The sequence below is a fragment of the Pseudomonas sp. LBUM1674 genome, assembly GCF_059695635.1.
Map to the genome: position 1 here is coordinate 7,070,191 of NZ_CP166779.1, position 13,923 is coordinate 7,084,113.

At 56.2% G+C, this 13,923-nt stretch carries 15 protein-coding genes; all 15 read right to left on the reverse strand.

All coding sequences use genetic code 11. The features are described 5' to 3' along the window. Positions 1-25 precede the first annotated feature (25 nt). Complete coding sequence (atpA, locus tag ACA067_RS32510; RefSeq protein ID WP_307334488.1) at positions 26-1,570, reverse strand: F0F1 ATP synthase subunit alpha; 1,545 nt, start codon at positions 1,568-1,570, stop codon at positions 26-28. Positions 1,571-1,591: 21 nt separating this feature from the next. Continuing rightward, complete coding sequence (locus tag ACA067_RS32515; RefSeq protein ID WP_008155712.1) at positions 1,592-2,128, reverse strand: F0F1 ATP synthase subunit delta; 537 nt, start codon at positions 2,126-2,128, stop codon at positions 1,592-1,594. A 12-nt stretch (positions 2,129-2,140) separates the two neighbouring features. Beyond that, entirely contained in the window at positions 2,141-2,611 is a 471-nt protein-coding gene (locus tag ACA067_RS32520) for a F0F1 ATP synthase subunit B (RefSeq protein WP_007903028.1), read from the reverse strand. 56 nt (positions 2,612-2,667) lie between these two features. Continuing rightward, a complete protein-coding gene (atpE, locus tag ACA067_RS32525) occupies positions 2,668-2,925 on the reverse strand; it encodes a F0F1 ATP synthase subunit C (protein ID WP_002555987.1) in 258 nt (85 codons plus the stop codon). A 133-nt stretch (positions 2,926-3,058) separates the two neighbouring features. Continuing rightward, positions 3,059-3,928 (reverse strand): F0F1 ATP synthase subunit A, encoded by an 870-nt coding sequence (gene atpB, locus ACA067_RS32530; RefSeq protein WP_497460083.1) that lies wholly within the window; start codon positions 3,926-3,928, stop codon positions 3,059-3,061. 16 nt (positions 3,929-3,944) lie between these two features. Beyond that, on the reverse strand, positions 3,945-4,352 hold the full coding sequence (locus ACA067_RS32535) for a F0F1 ATP synthase subunit I (RefSeq protein ID WP_007948092.1): 408 nt from the start codon (positions 4,350-4,352) through the stop codon (positions 3,945-3,947). A gap of 148 nt (positions 4,353-4,500) precedes the next feature. Then, positions 4,501-5,373, reverse strand: coding sequence for a ParB/RepB/Spo0J family partition protein (locus ACA067_RS32540; protein WP_064680526.1), 873 nt, complete (start codon positions 5,371-5,373; stop codon positions 4,501-4,503). 9 nt (positions 5,374-5,382) lie between these two features. Beyond that, positions 5,383-6,180, reverse strand: a complete 798-nt coding sequence (locus ACA067_RS32545; protein WP_497460084.1) for a ParA family protein — start codon at positions 6,178-6,180, stop codon at positions 5,383-5,385. A gap of 18 nt (positions 6,181-6,198) precedes the next feature. Beyond that, complete coding sequence (rsmG, locus tag ACA067_RS32550; RefSeq protein WP_497460085.1) at positions 6,199-6,843, reverse strand: 16S rRNA (guanine(527)-N(7))-methyltransferase RsmG; 645 nt, start codon at positions 6,841-6,843, stop codon at positions 6,199-6,201. Beyond that, entirely contained in the window at positions 6,840-8,738 is a 1,899-nt protein-coding gene (mnmG, locus tag ACA067_RS32555) for a tRNA uridine-5-carboxymethylaminomethyl(34) synthesis enzyme MnmG (RefSeq protein ID WP_497460086.1), read from the reverse strand. The genes rsmG and mnmG overlap by 4 nt, the downstream gene beginning before the upstream one ends. Before the next feature lie 687 nt (positions 8,739-9,425). Beyond that, positions 9,426-10,796 (reverse strand): tRNA uridine-5-carboxymethylaminomethyl(34) synthesis GTPase MnmE, encoded by a 1,371-nt coding sequence (mnmE, locus tag ACA067_RS32560; RefSeq protein WP_497460087.1) that lies wholly within the window; start codon positions 10,794-10,796, stop codon positions 9,426-9,428. Between the two features lie 79 nt (positions 10,797-10,875). Further along, complete coding sequence (yidC, locus tag ACA067_RS32565; RefSeq protein ID WP_497460088.1) at positions 10,876-12,564, reverse strand: membrane protein insertase YidC; 1,689 nt, start codon at positions 12,562-12,564, stop codon at positions 10,876-10,878. Positions 12,565-12,566: 2 nt separating this feature from the next. Continuing rightward, positions 12,567-12,812 carry a membrane protein insertion efficiency factor YidD gene (gene yidD, locus ACA067_RS32570; RefSeq protein WP_074872215.1) on the reverse strand — a complete coding sequence of 82 codons (246 nt, stop codon included), beginning with the start codon at positions 12,810-12,812 and terminating at the stop codon, positions 12,567-12,569. After that, positions 12,805-13,206 (reverse strand): ribonuclease P protein component, encoded by a 402-nt coding sequence (gene rnpA, locus ACA067_RS32575; RefSeq protein ID WP_031319201.1) that lies wholly within the window; start codon positions 13,204-13,206, stop codon positions 12,805-12,807. Before rnpA ends, yidD begins: the two co-directional genes overlap by 8 nt. A 16-nt stretch (positions 13,207-13,222) precedes the next feature. Continuing rightward, a complete protein-coding gene (rpmH, locus tag ACA067_RS32580; RefSeq protein ID WP_003213577.1) occupies positions 13,223-13,357 on the reverse strand; it encodes a 50S ribosomal protein L34 in 135 nt (44 codons plus the stop codon). Between the last annotated feature and the right edge of the window lie 566 nt (positions 13,358-13,923).

The following is a 13,923-nucleotide window of genomic DNA, read 5'->3' on the forward strand; positions in this document are numbered from 1 at the left end:
GGAGCCTTGCGACTCCCGCTGCGGCTTACCAGGTTTGGGTGGCCTTGAACTTCTCGATACCGGCTTTCATGCCAGCGTCGATTTCGTCATTGAAGTCACCCTTCACGTTGATCTTCGCCATCAAATCGGCGTGATCGCGGTTGAAGAAACCAATCAGCGCTTGTTCGAAGCTGCCGATCTTGGCGATTTCAACGTCAGTCAGGAACCCACGCTCAGCGGCATACAGCGACAGCGCCATGTCAGCGATCGACATTGGTGCGTATTGCTTCTGCTTCATCAGCTCGGTAACGCGCTGACCATGCTCAAGTTGCTTACGGGTCGCTTCGTCCAGGTCAGAAGCGAACTGGGCGAATGCCGCCAGTTCACGGTACTGAGCCAGAGCGGTACGGATACCACCGGAGAGCTTCTTGATGATCTTGGTCTGAGCGGCACCACCCACACGGGATACCGAAACACCGGCGTTCACAGCAGGACGGATCCCGGAGTTGAACATGGCCGATTCCAGGAAGATCTGACCGTCGGTGATGGAAATCACGTTGGTCGGAACGAACGCGGAAACGTCGCCAGCCTGGGTTTCGATGATCGGCAGTGCGGTCAGGGAACCGGTTTTGCCGGTCACTGCGCCGTTGGTGAACTTCTCTACGTATTCTTCCGAAACGCGGGATGCGCGCTCCAGCAGACGGGAGTGGAGATAGAACACGTCGCCTGGGTAAGCTTCACGGCCTGGTGGACGGCGCAGCAGCAGGGAAATCTGGCGGTAAGCCACTGCTTGCTTGGACAGATCGTCATAAACGATCAGCGCGTCTTCACCGCGGTCGCGGAAGAATTCACCCATGGTGCAACCGGAGTACGGTGCCAGGAACTGCAGTGCTGCAGATTCCGAAGCGCTCGCTGCCACGACGATGGTGTTAGCCAGTGCGCCGTTTTCTTCCAGCTTGCGAACCACGTTGGCGATGGTCGATTGTTTCTGACCGATCGCTACGTAGACGCAGAAAATGCCGCTGTTTTTCTGGTTGATGATCGCGTCGATCGCCAGAGCGGTTTTACCGATCTGACGGTCACCGATGATCAGCTCACGCTGGCCACGGCCGACAGGGATCATGGCATCGACAGCCTTGTAGCCAGTCTGTACAGGCTGGTCTACCGACTTACGCCAGATCACGCCTGGAGCAACTTTCTCGACCGCATCGGTCTCGGTGTTGTTCAGCGGACCTTTGCCGTCTACCGGGTTACCCAGTGCGTCGACTACGCGACCCAGCAGTTCCTTACCTACCGGAACTTCGAGGATGCGGCCGGTGCACTTGGCGCTCATGCCTTCAGCCAGAGACTGGTAGGAGCCCAATACAACGGCACCTACGGAGTCTTGCTCCAGGTTGAGAGCCATACCGAAGACGCCGCCCGGAAACTCGATCATCTCGCCGTACATGACGTCGGCCAGACCGTGAATCCGCACGATACCGTCAGATACGCTGACGACAGTGCCTTCGTTACGGGCTTGGGAGGTCACATCGAGCTTGTCGATGCGGCCCTTGATAATTTCACTTATTTCGGAAGGATTGAGTTGCTGCATTGCTCTGCTGCCCCTTCAAACTCAAGATTTCAATGCTTCGGCAAGGTTCGCGAGTTTGCCGCGAACCGAGCCATCGATTACCAGGTCGCCGGCGCGGATGACAATGCCCCCAATAAGGGATTTGTCTTCCTCGACTTGCAGGCGCACTTCCCGGTTGAGTCGTGCACTGAGAACCTTGGCGAGTTTGTCTTGCTGTTCTTGGTTCAATGCAAAAGCACTGGTGACTTCAACGTCTACCGATTTCTCTTGTTCGGCCTTGTACAGGTCAAACAGAGCGGCGATCTCCGGCAACAGCGGGAGACGGTCGTTTTCGGCAACGACGTTAATGAAGTTCTGTGCCTTCACATCAAACTTGTCGCCGCACACGTCAATAAACGTGGCGGCCTTGTCTGCGCTCGTCAGTCGCGGGGCCTTGAGCACGCGCTGCATGGTGTCGTCTTGCGACACTGCTGCAGCCAGGCCGAGCATGGCTGACCAAGAGGCCAGTTGCTGGTGGGCCTGGGCGTGCTCGAAGGCTGCCTTAGCGTAAGGTCGGGCCAACGTGGTCAATTCTGCCATGATCGCCCTCGCTTAAATTTCAGCAGCCAGTTTGTTTACCAGCTCCGCGTGCGCGTTTTGATCGATTGTGGCACCCAGGATCTTCTCGGCGCCGCCAACGGCCAGTGCACCCAGTTGGGCACGCAGCGCGTCTTTGACACTGTTCAGTTCCTGCTCGATCTCGGCCTGAGCCTGAACCTTCACACGGTCAGCGTCGATACGGGCTTTTTCAACAGCCTCCTCAACGATCTGGTTACCGCGTTTCTTGGCTTGCTCAATGATTTCGGCTGCCTGAGCTTTCGCTTCGCGCAGTTGCTGACCCGCTTTATCTTGGGCCAACTCCAGGTCGCGAGCTGCTCGGGCGGCAGCGTCCAGTCCATCCGCGATCTTCTTCTGACGTTCGTGCAAAGCCGCGATGACCGGAGGCCATACGAACTTCATGCAAAAAAGTACAAAGATTAAGAACGCAACGGACTGGCCAATCAGGGTTGCATTAATGTTCACGCCAACACCTCGCTCGTTCGTTGCACAACACACTAATCACTCGACGATTCGAGTGATTAGCCAGCGAGTTGACCAACGAATGGGTTCGCGAAGGTGAAGAACAGAGCGATACCAACACCGATCATGGTTACGGCGTCGAGCAGACCGGCAACGATGAACATTTTGACTTGCAGCATTGGAACCATTTCTGGCTGACGCGCGGCGCCTTCCAGGAACTTGCCGCCCAACAGGCCGAAACCAATTGCGGTACCCAGTGCACCCAGGCCGATCAACAGTGCAACAGCGATAGCGGTTAGACCAACTACAGTTTCCATCTTTCCTCCCGACTTTTACGTCGTATGGTTTAGGTTTTTTAGATTTTAAAGCGGTAAAACAAATCGTTTCATAGCCCTGTTCGGGCACCCACTCGTTTAACCGAGTGGGACATCAGACCAGTCGAAACTGGTCTTAATGGTTCTCTTCGTGCGCCATCGACAGGTAGACGATGGTCAGCATCATGAAGATAAACGCCTGCAGGGTGATGATCAGGATGTGGAACACAGCCCACGCCCACTGCAGAACTACGCCCAGGCCGCTAAGCCAGAGCAGACCGCTGCCGAACATCACAGCAATCAGAATGAAGACCAGTTCGCCGGCATACATGTTGCCGAACAGACGCAGTGCCAGCGAGATTGGCTTGGCAATCAGCGTCACGAACTCCAGCAGGAAGTTCACCGGAATCAGCAGGGCTTGAACGAAGATGTTCTTGCTGCCGAACGGATGCAGGGTCAATTCGCCAATGAAGCCGCCGATGCCCTTGACCTTGATGCTGTAGAAAATGATCAACGCGAACACCGACAGGGCCATGCCCAGGGTAGCGTTCGGGTCAGTGGTCGATACGGCGCGGAACGGAATGTGCGGGTCGCCGGAGATCGCCATGGCAACTTGAGGAATCCAGTCAACCGGAATCAGGTCGACGGCGTTCATCAGGAAGACCCAGACGAAGATGGTCAGTGCCAGCGGTGCAATCACCGGGCTACGGCCATGGAAGCTGTCTTTCACGCTGCCATCGACGAATTCGACCAATACTTCAACGAAGTTCTGCAAAGCACCAGGCTGACCGGAAGTCGCCTTCTTTGCCGCCATGCGGAAAAGAAGAACGAAAATCAGACCCAACGCGACCGACCAGCCGAGGGTATCGACGTGGAAAGCCCAGAAGCCCATTTCCTTGGCTTCTGCTGCGGTGTGGGCAAAACCCCAGCCGCCGTTAGGTAGCTGCCCGAAGGTCAGGTTCTGCAAGTGGTGCTGGATATAGCCCGAAGCGGTTGTCTCTGCCATGGTTGCCTCAAACGCCCTAAGGTCTCGAAAGTCTTGTTCTCATCAGCAGGGGCGCGAACCAGCTGACCAGTTGGGTCAACACGAAGACGCCGAATACAGCCAGCGGCGCCAATGGCTTCACACCTGCGAACGTCAATGCAAAGAGCACTGCCGTCAAAATCAGTTTGCCCGCCTCGCCGGCATAAAAAGACCGGACGATGGCTTGAGCTGCCCGGGCGCCGGAAAACCGAAATGCCCTGTGAGCGAAATAAACATTGGGCAGCAAGGCTATCAGGCCTCCGCAAAGTCCTGAGTACCCGGCTACGACCCCATGCCAGTACCAAAGCGCCAAAGCGGCCAGTACCAAAACGACAAATTGAGCCAGTAATACCGGAAAAACTGCCAGGCGATGGAACGGCAAGCGGTTTGGCGTGCGGCTCTCCATCGTTTTAGCTCCCCAATGATCGGCTGCCAGAATGCAATAACTTGGCATAATTTGTGCCGACAAAATGCGCGCAGAGTATAGGGGCGGTTCTGCCCCTATTCAACTGTCAGGTAGTGATTTCCACCTGCACGCTACATGAGGAAATGTTTCAGCGGATGTGTGCAAGCACACCTTGAAGCTCATCCAGGGAGTTGTAACCGATCACCAACTGCCCCTTCCCCTTTTTCCCGTGGCGAATCTGCACCGCAGAGCCCAAACGCTCGGCCAGACGCTGTTCGAGTCGGGCGATATCCGGGTCCGGCTTTACCGGTTCAGCAGGCTCAGGTTTGCCACTCAACCACTGGCGAACCAGTGCTTCGGTCTGCCGTACGGTCAGCCCTCGTGCGACAACGTGTCGCGCCCCTTCAACCTGTTGATTCTCCGGTAAACCGAGCAAAGCACGGGCATGACCCATTTCCAGGTCGCCGTGGGACAGCATGGTTTTGATGACTTCCGGCAACGCGATCAAGCGTAGCAGGTTGGCCACGGTTACGCGGGATTTGCCCACCGCTTCCGCCACTTGTTGCTGGGTCAGCTGGAATTCCTGCTGCAAACGCTGCAAGGCCACCGCTTCTTCGATCGGATTGAGGTCCTCGCGCTGGATGTTCTCGATAAGCGCCATGGCGATCGCGGTTTCATCCGGTACGTCGCGAACCATCGCCGGGATGGTTTCCTGGCCGGCTTGCTGACTGGCGCGCCAGCGACGTTCGCCGGCAATGATTTCGTAGCGACCGCTGCCGATCGGACGAACCACGATCGGCTGCATCACGCCCTGGGCCTTGATCGACTGCGCCAGCTCCTCCAGCGCCTGAGGATCCATGTCCCGCCGTGGCTGGTACTTGCCACGCTGGATCAGGTCCAGGGGCAGGTGCTGCAGCTCACGTTGATCAGCCTGCACCGCCTGTTCTTCCAGCGAGCTGACAGTCGGCCCACTCAGCAGTGCATCCAGTCCACGTCCGAGACCTCGTTTCTTGACGGCCATGGGGATTCCTTAAGTTGCCTGAGCGGCGGCGGTGCGTGAGTTTTTGCGTTGACGGCGAACCATCTCGCCCGCCAATGCCAGATAGGCAATCGCGCCCCGCGAAGTTTTGTCGTACACCAGCGCCGGCATGCCATAGCTTGGCGCTTCGGCCAGGCGGATGTTGCGCGGAATGACCGTGTCGTAGAGCTGATCGCCGAAGTGTTCCTTGAGCTGGGCCGACACATCATTCATCAGGCTCAGGCGCGGGTCGTACATGGTCCGCAACAAGCCTTCGACTTTCAGGTTCGGGTTGAGCAGCTCGGCGATGCGCTTGATGTTATCCACAAGGTCGCTCAAGCCTTCGAGTGCGAAGTACTCGCACTGCATGGGGATAATCACCCCGTCGGCCGCGACCAGTGCGTTAAGCGTGAGCATCGACAGCGACGGCGGGCAATCGATCAGAATGTAATCGTAGTTTTCACGGATCGGCGCCAACGCGCTGCGCAGGCGACTCTCCTTCATCTGCATTTCCAGCAGAACCACTTCCGCGGCGGTCAGGTCGCGGTTGGCCGGCAATAGCTGGTAACCACCGTGCTCGGAGTAGTGCATGGCCTGAGCCAGATCACATTCGCCGATCAGCAGGTCGTAGACCGAGTTTTCCAGGCCGTGTTTATCCACACCGCTACCCATGGTGGCGTTGCCCTGTGGATCGAGATCGATCAACAGCACCCGGCGCTTGGTAGCGACCAGGGAAGCTGCGAGGTTGATACAGGTGGTGGTTTTGCCCACACCACCCTTTTGGTTCGCAATCGCGAATACCTTAGCCATTCTTGCTTGTGTTCCCAATCATGCCGTGCGGCGCAGTATCAGCAGATGGCGTTGGCCTTGGCAACCAGGTACGGCCAGGGCGTGTTCGCTATCGAGGTGGAAGTCTGCCGGCAATGCTACCAGCTCATCAGCCGGATGAACGCCCTTCATTGCCAGCCAACGTGTATCAGTGTCGCCGAGGTGGCGAGTCCAGTTGCTGAAGTTTTCCATACTGCTGAACGCCCGGGAGATGATCCCGTTGAAGGCTTGAGCAGGCTGAAAGTCTTCGACGCGACTGTGGATAACTTGCAGGTTATCCAATTTGAGTTCGAGTTTGACCTGGGTCAGGAAGCGGGTTTTCTTGCCATTGCTGTCCAGGCACGTCACTTGGGACTCTGGAAACAGGATGGCCAATGGAATACCCGGCATGCCGCCGCCGCTGCCAACATCAAGCCAGCGACCGTTTTCGACGAACGACATCACGCTCAAACTGTCGAGCAGGTGACGGGACACCATTTCGTCCGGATCGCGCACGGCGGTCAGGTTGTAAGCCTTGTTCCATTTTATCAACAGGGCCAGATAACCCAGCAGCTGCGCGTGCTGGATTTCTGTCAGCGTGACACCAAGCTGGCGAGCACCTGTGGATAACTCTTCTGCGTGTTGCGAGGTGACCGACGAACTCAAGCGCTTTGCTCCAACTGACGGCCAGCGCCGCGTTTTTTCAAATGAATCATCAACAGCGAAATCGCTGCCGGAGTGACACCCGGAATACGCGACGCCTGGCCCAGGGTCTCTGGACGGGTCGCACCGAGCTTGCTCTGGATCTCTTTGGAGAGACCGGAAATGTTCGTGTAATCGATATCCACAGGCAGTTTCGTGTCTTCACTGGCCCGCAGGCGTGCGATTTCATCCTGCTGGCGATCGATGTAACCGGCGTATTTGGTCTTGATCTCAACCTGCTCGGCCACTTGTGGATCTTCTGCGCCACCACCGGTCACGGCGATCAGACCCGCGTAGTCGATTTCCGGACGACTCAGCAGGTTGAGCAAATTGTATTCGTGGGTCAGCGGTGTGCCAAATTTCTCGGAAATGGCATCGCCCTGTTCGGTGCCCGGGCGTACCCAGGTACTTTTCAGGCGCTGTTCTTCCAGCGTGATGCTTTCCCTTTTGGTGCAGAACGCAGCCCAACGCGCGTCATCGACCAGACCCAGTTCGCGACCTTTTTCGGTCAAACGCAGGTCGGCGTTGTCTTCGCGCAGGATCAGACGGTACTCGGCGCGGGATGTGAACATCCGGTACGGTTCTTGAGTACCCAAAGTAATCAGGTCGTCGACCAAGACTCCGATGTACGCCTCATCGCGACGCGGGCACCAGGCATCTTTGCCCTGTGCACGCAATGCGGCGTTGGCCCCGGCCAGCAAACCCTGGGCGCCGGCTTCTTCGTAACCGGTGGTGCCGTTGATTTGCCCGGCGAAAAACAGACCGCCGATGACTTTGGTTTCCAGGTTGTACTTCAGGTCACGCGGGTCGAAGTAATCGTACTCGATGGCGTAGCCCGGACGCACGATGTGTGCGTTTTCCATGCCGCGGATCGATTGCACGATCTGCAACTGCACGTCGAACGGCAAGGATGTGGATATCCCGTTCGGGTACAGCTCGTTGGTCGTCAGGCCTTCGGGTTCGATGAAGACCTGATGGCTTTCCTTGTCGGCAAAGCGATGAATCTTGTCTTCGATCGACGGGCAGTAGCGCGGGCCGATCCCTTCAATCACACCGGCATCGGAATACATCGGCGAACGGTCGAGGTTGGCGGCGATGATCTCGTGGGTGCGGGCGTTGGTGTGGGTAATCCAGCAGCTGACCTGTTTCGGGTGCTGCTCTTTGGAACCCATGAACGACATCACCGGAATCGGCGTATCGCCTGCTTGCTCGGTCATGACCGAGAAATCCACGGAACGACCATCGATGCGCGGTGGCGTACCGGTTTTCAGGCGGCCAACGCGCAGTGGCAGTTCACGCAAGCGGTGAGCCAGGGCGATCGACGGCGGATCACCGGCGCGCCCCCCGGAAAAATTCTGCATTCCGATGTGGATAAGTCCACCGAGGAAGGTGCCCGTGGTCAACACCACGGAATCGGCGAAGAAACGCAGACCCATTTGGGTGACTACTCCGCGCACTTGTTCCTGTTCGACGATCAGGTCGTCGGCGGCTTGTTGGAATATCCACAGGTTCGGCTGGTTCTCCAGGGCTTCGCGGACAGCGGCCTTGTACAGAACCCGGTCGGCCTGAGCGCGAGTTGCACGCACCGCCGGGCCTTTGCGGCTGTTCAACACGCGAAACTGAATTCCACCCTTATCGGTAGCCATGGCCATCGCGCCGCCCAGGGCATCGATTTCCTTGACCAGGTGGCTTTTGCCTATCCCGCCAATGGCAGGGTTGCAACTCATGGCACCGAGGGTTTCCACGTTATGCGTCAGCAACAGGGTTTTTGCCCCCATGCGTGCTGACGCCAGTGCTGCCTCGGTACCGGCATGACCGCCGCCGATGACGATCACTTCAAAACGGGAAGGGAAATCCACCACGCACCTCGTGCCTGCTTCAGTCAGGTAATCAGAAATAGTTTGAGCACAGGTTTTTGGACCTGGGCGGCAAGTATAGGGACTTCGCCCTTCCTAAAGAACCCTTTGCACAAAATTTAACCAGCTGTGGAAAAGTCGGCTTAACAGAAATTAAAAAGAAAGAAATTTATTAAATCTTTGTTTTTATGTTTATTTCTACTGAGGCACCTTTCTGTGGATAGATTAATGCAGCCCTTTATATTCAATGTGTACAGAGAATCAAAACCCTGTGGTCATGTGCCAATGAGGCCCTTGGATAACCGGTTTAAGCCTGTGGATTAAAGGGGTGGTTATCCACAGTGGCAGTTATCTTCAGATTTCAGCCCCTGTTATCAACTGCCCTTAGTGGCAGTTATTCACAGGGCTTAATCCACAGAAATTCGCTGAATCAGTAAATCCCGGACACGGAAAATTCGCTCAAGCAGAAAAAATCTGCTCGGCACTGGAAGAAAATTTAAGAGAAAGGAAGAAACAGACAGGCGCGAGAGGCCTGTCTGTGGGGCAACGCGTGTACGCCGATCTATTTCTGTAGGAGCTGGCTTGCCAGCGAAGGGGCCGTCACATTCAATATCGATTTGTCAGACAGTCCGCCTTCGCTGGCAAGCCAGCTCCTACAAGGATCGTGTTCTTTCCGTAGGTGATGGCATCTTACTTACCAATACAGAAGCTGGAAAAGATCCGTCCAAGCAGGTCATCGGAGCTGAAAGCACCGGTGATTTCACCCAAAGAATGCTGAGCCTGACGCAAATCCTCGGCCAGCAGTTCGCCGGCACCCGCTAACGTCAGCTGCGCACGGCCGTGCTCGAGGGAAGCACTGGCATGACGCAAGGCTTCGAGGTGACGCCTGCGAGCACTGAAGCTGCTCTCAGAGGTCTGTTCATAGCCCATGCAGGCCTTGAGGTGATCGCGCAGCAATTCCAGGCCGTCGCCTGCAGACTTGGCGCTGAGGCTGATGGTGACGTGACCATCCTCACTGACTTCCAGGGCAATGGCTTCGCCGGTGAGGTCTGCCTTGTTACGAATCAACGTGACTTTCGCCGGGTCCGGACGGGTTTCCAGGAATTCAGGCCACAACGCGAATGGATCAAGTGCCTCGGGTGCGGTGGCGTCGACAACCAGCAATACGCGATCCGCTTCGCCAATGGCCTTCAATGCCCGTTCGACGCCGATTTTTTCCACTTGATCATCGGTATCCCGCAAACCTGCGGTATCGACTACATGCAGCGGCATGCCATCGATGTGGATATGTTCGCGAAGAATGTCACGGGTAGTGCCGGCAATCTCGGTGACGATTGCCGCCTCACGACCGGCCAATGCGTTCAGCAGGCTGGATTTACCCGCATTCGGTCGACCGGCAATCACCACCGTCATGCCGTCGCGCAGTAATGCCCCCTGCCCGGCTTCGCGCAATACGGTGGATAACTCATCACGTACCTTGTCGAGCATGCTCAGTACATGGCCATCGGCAAGGAAGTCGATTTCTTCTTCCGGGAAGTCGATGGCCGCTTCGACGTAGATCCGCAGGCCAATCAATTGCTCGGTGAGGTTATGCACACGCTCGGAAAATGCGCCCTGCAAGGAACGCAGGGCATTGCGTGCCGCCTGTGCCGAGCTCGCCTCAATCAAGTCGGCGATGGCTTCAGCCTGGGCCAGGTCGAGTTTGTCGTTAAGGAAGGCGCGTTCGCTGAATTCACCGGGGCGGGCCAGTCGGCAGCCCAGTTCCAGGCAACGCTTGAGCAGCATATCCAGAACAACCGGACCGCCATGACCCTGGAGTTCCAGCACATCTTCGCCGGTGAACGAGTTCGGTCCCGGGAAATACAGGGCGATGCCCTGGTCCAGCACCTCATCGTTTTCGCTGAGGAAGGGGCCGTAATGGGCAAATCGCGGCTTGAGCTCACGACCGCTGAAGGCCTTGGCCGCAACACTCGCCAGAGGCCCGGAAATACGGACGATGCCGACACCGCCACGACCTTGTGCGGTGGCGACGGCAGCGATGGTTTCACGAGAAACGCTCATAAACCGGTATCCAGACAAAAGTGACAGATAGCAAAACGCCCCACTAGGGGGCGTTTTGAGTGGTTATCCACAGAGCAAGTTACGCCTCGGCTTTTTTCACAGCCGCTTCGATCTTACGCGTGATGTACCACTGTTGGGCGATCGACAATACGTTGTTCACTACCCAGTACAGCACCAGACCAGCCGGGAACCACAGGAAGAAGAAGGTGAAGATGATTGGCATCAGCTTCATCACCTTGGCCTGCATCGGATCCGGAGGAGTTGGGTTCAACTGCTGCTGGATGAACATGGTTACGCCCATGATGATCGGCAGAATGAAGAACGGATCCTTGATCGACAGGTCGGTAATCCACAGCATGAACGGCGCTTGGCGCATTTCAACGCTTTCCAGCAGAACCCAGTACAGCGAAAGGAAAACCGGCATCTGCACGAGGATTGGCAAGCAACCACCCAGCGGATTGATCTTCTCTTTCTTGTACAGCTCCATCATGGCTTGCGACATTTTCTGCCGGTCGTCGCCATGCTGCTCTTTCAGTGCAGCCAGTTTCGGTGCCACTGCACGCATGCGCGCCATGGATTTGTAACTGGCAGCTGACAGCGGGAAGAAGATCCCTTTGATCAGCATGGTCAGGAAGATGATCGACCAGCCCCAGTTACCGACGATTGCGTGGATATGTCCCAGCAACCAGAAGATTGGCTGGGCAATGAACCACAGAATGCCGTAGTCGACGGTCAGTTCCAGACCTGGGGACAACTCTTTCAGCACTGCCTGGCTTTTCGGACCAGCGTACAGAACTGCACTGGTTTCGGCTTTTGCACCTGGCGCGACGCTCATTGCCGGGCCGGTATAACCGATGATGTAGTTGCCTTTGCTGTCTTTACGGGTCTGGACGACGTTGTTTTCGCCCTTGGCCGGAATCCATGCGGTGACGAAGTAGTGTTGCAACCAGGCAACCCAACCACCACTGACGGTTTCCTTCAACTGCGCCTTGTCCATGTCCTTCATGGACACTTTCTTGTACGGCTCGTTACTTGTCCACAGGGCAGCGCCCAGGTAAGTCGCGGTACCGGTGGCGGTGGTTGAGGAAGGATCGCCGCTGGCGTCACGCTTCAGTTGCGCGAACATCGCACCGGACCAGGGCTGCGCGCTCTGGTTGTCGATCAGGTAGGAAACGGTTACGTCATACAGGCCACGTTTCAGGGTGAAACGCTTGATGTAATTGACGCCATCCTTGCTGAACTTCAGGTCCACGACCAATTGGTCCTGACCGTCAGCCAGTTGATAAGTCTTCTTCTCCGAGTAGTAAACCGGACGACCGGCCGGGCTTGCGTCCGGGCCGTTGCTACCGATCAGGCCACTTTGCGCCAGGTAAGTCAGTTCACCGCCGTTATCGAACAGCTGGAACGGAATTTCCGGATGGTCCTGGCGACGTGGATACAACGGCAATTTCAGCTGGGCAACATCGCCACCTTGTGGATCGACTGCCAGGTCGAGCACATCCGTTTTGATCTGGATGAGGTCTTTGCTTGCAGCCACTGGCGTTTCAGCAGGTGCAGTTGCAGTGGTATCGCTTGCGGCGCGGGGAATGTCGTCACTGACAGAAGCATTTTTGCCAGTCGCCGTATCCGGTAGACCCGGTGCGGTAGTACTGGAAGCAACATTCTGAGTCGGCAGGGCAGCCTGGCCATAGTCCTGGTTCCATTTAAGAACCATAACGTAGGACACGATTGCCAGGGCGACGATCAGGATCGTGCGTTTGATATCCATGATTACTCGGCCATCGAAGAAGAACGGGAGGTAGGGATAGATGGAACCGGGTCATAACCACCGGGATTCCACGGATGACAGCGACCTAAACGACGAAAGGCCAGCCAGCCACCGCGCAGAAGGCCATGATTTTCTATGGCTTCATACGCGTAGCAGGAACAACTGGGGTAGAAACGACAGTGACTGGCCATCAGGGGACTAATGGCATAGCGATAAAACTGGATCGGAACGAGTGCCAGTTTACGCATCGGGACTGTCTACCCCTACAGTTTCGGTTTTGACTGCTGGTACCGGCGTACTGCGTGCCAGACGCTTCCAGAGTTTGCCGAAATGCTGAATCAATTCGGGGTTTTCTACGTCACCCAAACCTTTGCGCGCGACGATAACGATGTCCCAGCCGGCCAGTGAATCCTGGTTCAGACGGAACGATTCGCGCATCAGACGTTTGAGGCGATTGCGCTCGACGGAGAGCTTTACGCTCTTTTTCCCGATAACCAGCCCGAGACGGGGGTGATCAAGATCGTTGTTGCGCGCAAGGAGCAGGAGATTTTTCCCCGGAACCTTGCCGGTAGGGGAGTCAAAGACTGCCTTGAAATGCCGGGGGGTAAGCAGGCGCTTTTCCCGACTGAAGTCCTGACTCACCTCCAGTGCCGGATTATCAAACTGCCAGACGCGCACGACCTTTGGCGCGACGACGCGACAGGACGGCACGACCGTTCTTGGTAGCCATGCGAGCACGGAAACCGTGGGTACGAGCGCGTTTGATGGTGCTTGGTTGGAAAGTACGTTTCATTGTCGTGTTACCTGATTCGTCCACAACGGGCCGGAATGGCCCCCGTTTTAAGAGACCGGGGATTCTAGAGAAAGCAAGCCTCTAGGTCAATTTCCAACCAGCGTTTCCTTATAAATAGATCTCCAGAGGTTTCGTCGGTGCCAGCCCTTCGCTAGATATAGAAATAAAGAAGGAAAGTATTTAAAGCTTTTCTGTAAAGCTTATAAAAGCTAGGGCCACGATCATCTGTGGATAACTGCCTTTGGCCCTTCTATCCCGTGATGTACAGAGAATGACAACTACGGTGGAAAACGGTGGTCAGCCTGTGCTGCACTGTCGGATAAGCTGTGTGTGAAAGGGGTGCTTATCCACAGGCAGGTTATCCACCGAGTTTCGCCCCCACTTGTACAACGACCTTACGGGCGGTTATCCACAGAGCTTATGCACAGACCATTGGTCGACTTTTTTATGGGCAAAACCGTGATTCTTATGCGGCAGTGAATAACCTACGTGTGGATAAGTAGGCGCCTGGTCGCTACAATGGCCGCTTGTTTTTGCCTCATCGGCTTTCAACTTAGGGGATATCC

What these genes read in the sequence shown, in the direction of transcription:
- atpA (WP_307334488.1), bottom strand. Translation starts at nt 1,570, where the DNA reads ATGCAGCAACTCAATCCTTCCGAAATAAGTGAAATTATCAAGGGCCGC.
- ACA067_RS32515 (WP_008155712.1), bottom strand. Translation starts at nt 2,128, where the DNA reads ATGGCAGAATTGACCACGTTGGCCCGACCTTACGCTAAGGCAGCCTTC.
- atpE (WP_002555987.1), bottom strand. Translation starts at nt 2,925, where the DNA reads ATGGAAACTGTAGTTGGTCTAACCGCTATCGCTGTTGCACTGTTGATC.
- atpB (WP_497460083.1), bottom strand. Translation starts at nt 3,928, where the DNA reads ATGGCAGAGACAACCGCTTCGGGCTATATCCAGCACCACTTGCAGAAC.
- ACA067_RS32535 (WP_007948092.1), bottom strand. Translation starts at nt 4,352, where the DNA reads ATGGAGAGCCGCACGCCAAACCGCTTGCCGTTCCATCGCCTGGCAGTT.
- ACA067_RS32540 (WP_064680526.1), bottom strand. Translation starts at nt 5,373, where the DNA reads ATGGCCGTCAAGAAACGAGGTCTCGGACGTGGACTGGATGCACTGCTG.
- ACA067_RS32545 (WP_497460084.1), bottom strand. Translation starts at nt 6,180, where the DNA reads ATGGCTAAGGTATTCGCGATTGCGAACCAAAAGGGTGGTGTGGGCAAA.
- mnmE (WP_497460087.1), bottom strand. Translation starts at nt 10,796, where the DNA reads ATGAGCGTTTCTCGTGAAACCATCGCTGCCGTCGCCACCGCACAAGGT.
- yidC (WP_497460088.1), bottom strand. Translation starts at nt 12,564, where the DNA reads ATGGATATCAAACGCACGATCCTGATCGTCGCCCTGGCAATCGTGTCC.
- yidD (WP_074872215.1), bottom strand. Translation starts at nt 12,812, where the DNA reads ATGCGTAAACTGGCACTCGTTCCGATCCAGTTTTATCGCTATGCCATT.
- rpmH (WP_003213577.1), bottom strand. Translation starts at nt 13,357, where the DNA reads ATGAAACGTACTTTCCAACCAAGCACCATCAAACGCGCTCGTACCCAC.